The sequence below is a fragment of the Rhodococcus sp. MEB064 genome, from assembly GCF_000834565.1.
Classification (GTDB): Bacteria; Actinomycetota; Actinomycetes; order Mycobacteriales; family Mycobacteriaceae; genus Rhodococcoides.
Window position 1 is genome coordinate 1 of the sequence record NZ_JXQS01000055.1, and the last position, 8,715, is coordinate 8,715.

Sequence of the window (8,715 nt, forward strand, 5' to 3'; positions counted from 1 at the left end):
GCATCCCCCCGGCGCGGGCGGCGTCGACTGCGCCGCGGTGGTCGGACCGTCGGTCGACGCCGCGGTGGTGTCCGCGGGAACGGCGTCCGCGGCATCGGACGGCACGTCACCGGGGGAGGCGGTCGCCCGTACCGAGTCCGGTCCTGCGAAAGCCGCCGGGGACCCGGACGACGCGGACGGTGACCCGGCAGCGAACGCGGCCGAACCGCTGCCGCCCGGGCCGCCGATCGACGACGACGCGGTTCCGCTCGCAGGGTCGGTGGGCTGCGGGAGTACCGGAACGCCGTGGTCCGCGCGGACGACGGTGGGAACGTAGGTCCCGTTCATGACCGCGACGGCCTGAGCTCGGCGTTCCTCTTCCTCCGCCATCATGGCGTGAATCGATCCGGCGGCGCCGACAGGCCCCAGAAGCGCCGTGGACACAGCCGTGCGAGCCCAGTCGGAGACCGTGAACGATTGCGGCGCAGGCATGGTCGCCCGGGTCAATGCGAACCCGTCGCGTGACTGTTCGAGCTTCCCCGCGACGATGTCCATCAGGTCCAGCGTGCGCAACGATTCGGTGCGGTACCCGGTCACCGAGGCGAGTGCGGTGTCCGCTGCCGCGCCCTGCCAGTCGGTGCCCAGCACCGCTCCGAGGTCGTTCCACAGTGCCCACACCGCGGTGGTCATTCGAGCATGCGCCTCGCGCCACATGACGGCCGCGGAATCGAGCAGCTCCGGAGTGAGTTCGGTGCTGTAGGCGAACATCTCCGGGTGCGACATCCCGTCGAACGCCTCGGGCACCACGACACTGTCGGTGCTCGCCGTCTCTCCGGTCCGAGCTCTGTCGACGTCCTCCCTCGACGTCCGTGCGTCCGTCTCACGGTCGTACTCGTCGGTGAGCCGATCGACGCGGTCGGCGGTGTCACTGTCCTCGCCGGTCGCGAAGTCGAGCGCTTCCGATGCCGCGCCGGACACGGCCTCGCCGATACCGTGCAGTGCGTGTTGTGACGACCCGACGACGGTCGCGATGTCGAACCCCATGGTGCAGCCCCTCCCCGAGCGCGGTGTCGCATTCCCCCGTGACCTTCGACGCAACAGCCGCCCGATCGGTTCCGCGTACCCTGGGCGCGTCGTCGTGACGGGCTCCGTCGACGTCGCCACCCGATGACGAAGGGCTGCTATATGTCGGACGAGATCAGGCCCGACGAGGCGCGGCGTCACGGCACGCCGCCTCCGAACACGGAGGCCGAGGCGGGCGGTCCGCCGCTGGCGCGGCTCGGGATAGTGGGGCTCGTCGTCCTGCTCCTCTTCGGCGTGCCGCTGTGGACCGTCGTGTTCTCGGGCGCGCAGTGGCCGGCGATCGCCCGGATCGTGGGTTCCCTGGCCGTCGTCGGCGCAGCCGCAGGCCTGATCGTCGGCATGACGAAGGGCCACGGACGCGCGCATTCCGACGGCTGGGCGCGCATCGGAGACACCCTTCTCGGGCTGGTGTGGATCGCGTTCGTCTGGTCCGTGCTGGGCCAGGTCCTCGGTCTCGTCCTGCTTCTCGTCGGTGTCGACGATCCTGCGAGGTCGCGCATCGTCGCCGCTGCGGTGGTCGTCGCGGTGGTCGCTCTCGCCGGATGGGGTCGACGGGAAGCGATGCGTCTGCCGCGGGTCAAGAACGTCACCGTCACCCTCGATCGGCTCGGTCAGGGGTTGGACGGCATACGCATCGTCCTCATCACCGACACCCATTACGGTCCGATCGAGCGGTCGGGGTGGTCCGCCGACGTGGTGGCCGAGGTCAATCGTCAGGACGCGGACATCGTGTGCCATCTCGGTGACCTGGCCGACGGGTCCGTGGAGCGTCGACGCGGTCAGGTGGCTCCGCTGGAACGGGTGTCGGCGAAATCGGCCCGGGTCTACGTGACAGGCAATCACGAGTACTTCGGCGAGGCGCAGGAGTGGTTGGACCACATGACGTCGCTGGGATGGGACTCGTTGCACAACAGGCACATCACAGTCATGCGGGGTGGTGACCGGCTGGTGATCGCCGGTGTCGACGACCGCACGGCGCGAGGATCCGGGGAGGCCGGCCACGGTGCCGATCTCACCGCGGCGCTCGACGGGGCGGACCCGGCGTTGCCGATCTTCCTTCTCGCGCATCAGCCCAAGCAGATCGACGCGGCGGTCGCGGCGGGCACCGATCTCCAGGTGTCCGGACACACGCACGGCGGTCAGATCTGGCCGTTCGGTGCGCTGGTCCGGCTCGATCAACCCGTCGTCAGCGGACTCAGTCGGCACGGAACCAGGACCCAGCTCTACACCAGCCGCGGCACCGGCTTCTGGGGCCCGCCGTTCCGCGTCTTCGCGCCCAGCGAGATCACGGTGCTGACGCTGAAGTCCGGGTAGCTCGGCCGACCTGGTCGACAGCGTCGTCCCAGTGCCCGGATCGGACCAGGGCGAGGGTGAGGAGCAACCTGTCGTCCGGTGAGGTGATCGTGCGGCCCGTCAGTTCCTCGAGCTGACGGATGCGATAGATCACCGTATTGCGATGGCAGTACAGCAGTTTCGCGGCGTTGGTGGGCGATCCGTCCGTCGCCAGCACGAAGGCCAGGGTGCGCAGGAGCGTGTCGCGCTGGACTGCCGGGTGCGTCGCCAGCGCTCCCAGCGCGTGCGAGACGACCAGGTCCGATGTCTCGGCGTCGGCCGACATGACGATGCGGGGTAACCGATCCGTCGCCACCGCTGCCGGCTTGTCCGACGCTCCGATCGTGTCGGCGGTGCGCGCGGCCGCACGGTACGCCGCCGCGAACGTCACCAGGCCGTCCGGGGACGATGCGATACCGACGGGACCGGTCGCGCGCGCCGCGAGCGCGTCGGCCACCGCGGACAGGTCGGAGCGGAGCGGACACACGATGCCGAACTGCACTCCGTCCCGGATGTGCCAGTGGGACAACGACGACACACCGTCCACGGCATCCTCCGGTGATGCCAACGGTGGGTCGCCCAGGTCCGACAGCGGTCCCACGACGCAGGCGACCCGATGCTGGGCGCTCAGGCCGAGAGTGACGCGTGCGTCGGCGACGAATGCCGGATCGCTTCCGCGCCCGTCTCGCAGACCGTCCAGTGCTGCCAGGACTTTCGTGAAGTCGCGCTGTTGCATCCGTATCGTCTCGCGTCGATACGCGTCGACCAGGATGGTGTTCTGGGTGTCCAGCGCGAACCACAGCCGTTGCCCCGCAACCAGAAGCAGTCGCGGATCGAGCAGGTCGGGACGCACTGTCTGCGCGTTGACCAGCTCCTCCCAGAGCGTCCGACTGCCCAGGGTGTAGGCCTTGAGAACCAGTTCCATCGGTATTCCCTGCCGAGCACGTTCTCGACCGGTACGCCGCCACACGACTGTGTTGTCCTCGGTCGCGTTCTGGGTGCCGCTGAGCTTGCGCAGGCCGAGCCTGATGTGTTCACGCGTGCTGCGGCGAACCACGGCGGTGATGTCGGACGGCCCGGCGTCGAGATAGTCCGGGTCCTGTTCGAACAAGGCCAACGTGATCGAGTCGGCGATGGCATCGGAGTCGGGAATCAGGACGGCCCACGCCCGCTGGATGGCGGCCCGATCGTCAGCGGACAGGTGGCCGCGGACAGCGCCGGTCCCCGTCCGAAGTCCTCGTCCCGGAACACCCACGGAGGAAGTTTTGCGCACAGCGCCCGGATGAGGCGGTGCTTTGCCCGATATTGGTGCCGCCGAGCCCATCACTTTTGTGCGCTCGGACCATATCGCCGACTGTGCGCAGCGTCCATAGTGAGGTCCACGAACATGTGAGGTGGACCACTTTGTCGATGACCGGCACGAATTTCGAGACGGGTACGGACACCGTCTTCGCCCTGTCCTCCGTCACCGTCACCTTCGGCGGGATCGTCGCGCTCTCCGATGTGAGCCTCGACGTCCGACCCGGGGAAGTCGTCGGGGTGATCGGTCCGAACGGTGCCGGGAAGACGACGCTGTTCAACGTCGCGTGCGGGTTGGTCGTTCCGCGGTCCGGATCGGTGACGCGCGACGGCGCCCCGGTGGCGCGGCTCCGACCGAGAGACCTGCCGTCGCTGGGCATGAGCCGGACGTTGCAGGGGCTCGGCCTCTTCGACCGCATGTCGGTACTCGAGAACGTGATGGTCGGTGCCGATCACCTGGCGACGACGGGGGTCGTGTCCGGGCTGCTGGGACTTCGCCGCAGTGGAACCGACACCGCCGCAATCCGTGACCGTGCGCTGGCGACGCTGTCCGACCTGCGTATCGACGAGTACGCGCACCGGTTTCCGCCCAGCCTGCCGTACGCGGTGCGTAAACGTGTCGCACTCGCCAGGGCGCTCGTGGCGGAGCCGACGTTGCTCCTTCTCGACGAGCCGGCCTCGGGACTGTCGAACACGGAGATGGACGAGTTGGGCGAGCTGATCCGGGCGCTCACCTCCCGGATGTCGATCCTGCTGGTCGAACATCACATGGATCTGGTCATGAGTGTGTGTGATCGGTTGGTGGTGTTGGACTTCGGCAAAGTCATCTCTCGGGGCACACCCGGGGTCGTTCGTGCGGATCCGGCTGTTCTCGCCGCATATCTCGGGGACGAGGTGGACCGTGGGTGATATCGGTACTGCCGAGGACGCGCTGACGATATCGGGATTGACGGTGCGGTACGGCGCGGTCACAGCTCTCGACGACGTGTCGATGACGATTCCGGCGGGCGCTGTCACGGCGGTCCTGGGTGCCAACGGGGCGGGCAAGACGACGCTGCTCCGTACGGTGTCCGGGCTCTGCGCGCCCGTGTCCGGGCGGATCACGATGGGACGCACGGAGCTGGTGGGCGCGAATCCGGAGACGCTGTCGCGCCGCGGGCTCTCGCAGGTGCCAGAGGGCCGTGGGGTCATCGTGGAGCTGACAGTCGAGGAGAATCTCCGGCTCGGTGCGCTGGGCCGCAACACCTCTCGTGACCCGGTGACCATCGACCGCATCTTCGAGATGTTTCCTCCGTTGGCCGAACGGAGGAAGGCGACGGCCCACACGCTCTCCGGCGGTGAACGGCAGATGCTGGTGATCGGTCGTGCTCTGATGGCGACCCCGTCGATCCTTCTGCTGGACGAGCCGTCGCTCGGCCTCGCGCCCCGTGTGGTCGCGCAGATCTTCCAGCGGCTGCGCGATTCCGTCGACGCGGACGGACTCACCGTCGTTCTCGTCGAGCAGAACGCCCGCAGTGCCCTGTCCATCGCCGAACACGCCGTGATTCTGTCCCTCGGCACGGTCGCACGCGAAGGTCCCGCCGCGGATCTCGTCGGTGACGACGAACTCCGCCACGCCTACCTGGGTTTCTGACAACCCTCCGAGCTCCGAAGGGACGAGAGTGCAACAGCTGCTCACCATCGTCATCAACGGTGTGACCACCGGAATGGTCTACGCCGCATTCGCTCTCGCGCTGGTCCTGATCTGGCGCTCCACCCGGATCGTCAACTTCGCGCAGGCGCCGATGGCCATGATCACCACGTACGTCGCGCTCGTCGTCGTCGATGCCGGGTACTCGTACTGGATCGGCTTCGCGGCTGCCCTGCTGTCGGGCCTGATCCTCGGAGCCCTGATCGAGCGCCTGATCATCCGGTACGTCGACAGCGCGTCCCACATCAATCCCGTCATTCTCACCCTCGGGTTGTTCATCGTCATCCATGCCGTTGCCGCCCTGGTGTTCGGTAACCAGTTCCGTTCCTTCCCTGCGCCGTTCGGGCTGGACGGGCGACGGATCGGCTCGGTGGACATCGCCCTGACGGGGAACGACGTCTACAAGGTGGTGGCCGTGCTCGTCGTCCTGGCAGCGCTCGTGGCTCTGTTCCGGTTCACCGACCTCGGCCTGACCATGCGTGCCAGTGCGTTCAGCCAGGAAGTGTCGCGATTGCTCGGCGTCCGTGTCGGCCGCATGCTCACCTTGGGGTGGGCACTGGCCGCGGTGGTCGGCTCGGTCGCCGGACTTCTCATCGCCGGTGGGTCGCTGGTCCATCCCGGCTACATGGATTCCGTCGTCGTGTTCGGTTTCGTCGCAGCTGTTCTCGGGGGTCTCGACAGTCCGGTAGGAGCCATCGTCGGAGGACTGCTGATGGGTATCGGGCTCAGTGCGGTGAGCGGTTACATCGGCCAGGACCTGGTGTCCTTCGCCGCACTCGTCATCCTGATCGCGGTTCTGCTCCTGCGACCCAACGGTCTCTTCGCCGCAGCGTCCGCGAGGCGGGTCTGACATGAGTGCACCTGCGCTCGACCGCGCCCCCTCCTCGGGAATGTCCGCACGTGTCGCGCGTGCTGTGTCCACTCCCGTGCGTCGCCATGTCCTCGGTGCCCTGCTCGGCATCGTCGTGATCGTTCTGGTGCTCGAGAGTGTCAGCACGTTCCGGCAGGGCCAGCTCACCTCGGTCGCCTACCTGGCCGTCGCGGCTGCCGGACTCACCGTGCTGACCGGGTTGAACGGGCAGCTCTCCCTGGGGCACGGCGCATTCATGGCCGTCGGTGCCTATACCGCGGCGTTGATGTTGCGGGCCAACGAGTCCGGATGGTCCCTGCCCCTCGTCCTCATCGCGTCGACGGTCGTCGCGGGAGTCGTCGGAATCGTCGTCGGTGTCGCGGCCGCGCGTCTGCAGGGACCGTATCTCGCGGGTGCGACGTTGGCACTGGCCGTGGCGGTGCCCGGTCTGGCGCTGTATTTCTCGGACTATCTCGGCGGCGAGCAGGGACTGATCGTGCCCAGTCCGGACGTCCCGACCGTGCTCGACGACATCGCCTTCTTCGTCACCGGCGCGGACCTCACCCCGACGAAGTTCGTCGCCTACGTCGCCTGGTTCCTGCTCGTGCTGGTGTTCTTCGTGCTGGCCAACGTGTCGTCGTCGCGAATCGGCCGACGCTGGCGAGCAGTGCGTGACGACGAGGTGTCCGCAGAGATCGCCGGGATCGACCTGGGGCGCGCACGCATCCTCGCGTTCGTCGTCAGCGCCGCGTGTGCCGGTGCGGCCGGCGCCATCATGGCCATGGCGTCCCGCATCGCGGCGCCCAGCGGCTTCACTCTCGTGCTGTCGCTGACATTGCTCTCGGCCGTCGTGATCGGTGGATTGGGTTCGCTCACAGGAGCTCTCCTCGGCGCCGCCCTCCTCACCTACATCCCGCCGGTCGTGACCAACCTGGGCCTCGACGCCGGGTTGAGCAGCCTGCAGGCCGCGGAACTTGCGCCCCTGGTCACCGGCATCTTCACCGTGGTCGTGATCCTCTTCGCGCCACTCGGGCTGGTCGGCACGGTCCGGAGTCGTCTCGTACAGCCTCGTACCACGAAAGAAGGAGTTCGATGAACAGGATCCGAACATGGGCGCAGCGGGGCACCGCCCTCGCGGCGGCCGTCGTACTGGTGGCCTCGTGCGGTGCGGGTGGCCGTGAGGAGTCGGAGGAGTCCACGGAGGGCTCCACCGTAGGAATCACCGACACCTCGGTGAAGATCGGTGCGCACTATCCCCTGACGGGTGTCGCCGCTCCCGGGTACAGCGAGATCCCCACCGGCGCCAAGGCGTACTTCGATTACGTCAACGCTGCGGGGGGTGTCAACGGCCGGCAGATCGAGTACCTCGTGCGTGACGACGCCTACGACCCGACGACCACCACGCAGGTGGTCAACGAACTCGTCCTGCAGGACGAGGTGTTCGCGATGGTGGGCGGTCTGGGCACCGCCACGCACAGTGCCGTCATCGACTTCCTCAACGAGGAGGGCGTGCCCGATCTGTTCGTCTCGTCCGGCGCCATCATGTGGGGCAACGATCCGGCCAAGTACCCCAACACCTTCGGGTGGCAGCCCGACTACCAGGTCGAGGGCAAGATCATCGGCGACTGGGTGCAGAAGAACCGCCCGGACGCCAAGGTGGGCCTGTTCCTGCAGGACGACGATCTCGGGCGCGACAGCGAGGAAGCCGTTCGTCAGTATCTCGACGAGTCGATCGTCGGCGTCGCCCGCTACACGTCCGGTAACACCGACGTCGCCCCGCAGATCGCGTCGCTCCAGGCAGCGGGTGCCGACCTGATCCTGGGGTTCAACGTCCCGTCCTACACCGCGTTGAGCCAGCTGGTCTCGCGCCGACTGAACTACACGCCCGAATGGTTCTACAGCTCCATCGGTTCCGACGTGGACCTGGTGGGGTCACTGCTCGGACGGTTCTCCCAAGGCGCGGTGACCGACGGCGCGTCGTCGCTCGAGAACATGATCTCCCTGGAGTACATCCCGGGAATAGACTCGGCGGACAATCCCTGGACCCAGTTGTGGCAGAAAGTGTGGGCCGCCAACGGAACCGGCGAAGAGCTGACAAACTACCGCATCTACGGCATGAGCCACGCCTACGCCTTCGTCCAGGCTCTGCAGGCCGCCGGTGAGAACCCGACCAGGGAGTCGATCGTGTCGGCGCTGCAGTCGCAGGGCAAGGACCTGCCCGGCCCGCAGCTCGCCCCGTTCCGCTACTCGGAGGACAGTCACCTCGGCATCTCCGGTGCCAGCGTCTACAAGATCACGAACGGCAAGCCGGAGAACTTGACCCCGGTCCTGGTCACGGATGTCGGCGACTCGCCGGTGGAGGAGTACACCGGCGAGGAAGCGACACCGCCGGAGAGCGGAATCCCGGACACGCAGCCGGCCGGCTGACCCGGTCGGCGGGATGACAGTGGCGGGGGCGTCGACCGGCGCCCCCGCCCCGCCA

8 protein-coding genes are annotated in these 8,715 nt (G+C 67.7%); 6 read left to right on the forward strand and 2 right to left on the reverse strand.

The genetic code is table 11. The features are described 5' to 3' along the window. The coding region (locus RU01_RS18595; RefSeq protein ID WP_042576082.1) for a hypothetical protein at positions 1 to 1,023 on the reverse strand (1,023 nt) is incomplete at its 3' end. Between the two features lie 141 nt (positions 1,024 to 1,164). Here RU01_RS18595 and RU01_RS18600 point away from each other — a divergent pair. Next, complete coding sequence (locus RU01_RS18600; protein ID WP_082043248.1) at positions 1,165 to 2,376, forward strand: metallophosphoesterase; 1,212 nt, start codon at positions 1,165 to 1,167, stop codon at positions 2,374 to 2,376. On the opposite strand, the gene RU01_RS18605 is transcribed toward RU01_RS18600, so the two are convergent. After that, a complete protein-coding gene (locus RU01_RS18605) occupies positions 2,348 to 3,649 on the reverse strand; it encodes a helix-turn-helix domain-containing protein (RefSeq protein ID WP_231568772.1) in 1,302 nt (433 codons plus the stop codon). The two genes, RU01_RS18600 and RU01_RS18605, sit on opposite strands and share 29 nt — an antisense overlap. A 155-nt stretch (positions 3,650 to 3,804) precedes the next feature. Here RU01_RS18605 and RU01_RS18610 point away from each other — a divergent pair, with 155 nt between their 5' ends. From RU01_RS18610 to RU01_RS18630, 5 genes are read left to right on the forward strand one after another with little or no spacing between them, the layout of a single operon-like run. After that, complete coding sequence (locus RU01_RS18610) at positions 3,805 to 4,602, forward strand: ABC transporter ATP-binding protein (protein WP_042576084.1); 798 nt, start codon at positions 3,805 to 3,807, stop codon at positions 4,600 to 4,602. Next, complete coding sequence (locus RU01_RS18615) at positions 4,595 to 5,326, forward strand: ABC transporter ATP-binding protein (protein ID WP_231568773.1); 732 nt, start codon at positions 4,595 to 4,597, stop codon at positions 5,324 to 5,326. The genes RU01_RS18610 and RU01_RS18615 overlap by 8 nt, the downstream gene beginning before the upstream one ends. 28 nt (positions 5,327 to 5,354) lie before the next feature. Beyond that, positions 5,355 to 6,233: a branched-chain amino acid ABC transporter permease gene (locus tag RU01_RS18620; protein WP_042576085.1), complete on the forward strand. Its 879-nt coding sequence runs from the start codon at positions 5,355 to 5,357 to the stop codon at positions 6,231 to 6,233. Between the two features lies 1 nt (position 6,234). Next, positions 6,235 to 7,329 (forward strand): branched-chain amino acid ABC transporter permease, encoded by a 1,095-nt coding sequence (locus tag RU01_RS18625; protein ID WP_231568774.1) that lies wholly within the window; start codon positions 6,235 to 6,237, stop codon positions 7,327 to 7,329. After that, positions 7,326 to 8,660: an ABC transporter substrate-binding protein gene (locus RU01_RS18630; protein WP_042576087.1), complete on the forward strand. Its 1,335-nt coding sequence runs from the start codon at positions 7,326 to 7,328 to the stop codon at positions 8,658 to 8,660. Before RU01_RS18625 ends, RU01_RS18630 begins: the two co-directional genes overlap by 4 nt. Positions 8,661 to 8,715: the final 55 nt, after the last annotated feature.

Coding starts and splice junctions, on each gene's coding strand:
- RU01_RS18600 (WP_082043248.1), top strand. CDS start 1,165: ATGTCGGACGAGATCAGGCCCGACGAGGCGCGGCGTCACGGCACGCCG.
- RU01_RS18610 (WP_042576084.1), top strand. CDS start 3,805: ATGACCGGCACGAATTTCGAGACGGGTACGGACACCGTCTTCGCCCTG.
- RU01_RS18625 (WP_231568774.1), top strand. CDS start 6,235: ATGAGTGCACCTGCGCTCGACCGCGCCCCCTCCTCGGGAATGTCCGCA.
- RU01_RS18630 (WP_042576087.1), top strand. CDS start 7,326: ATGAACAGGATCCGAACATGGGCGCAGCGGGGCACCGCCCTCGCGGCG.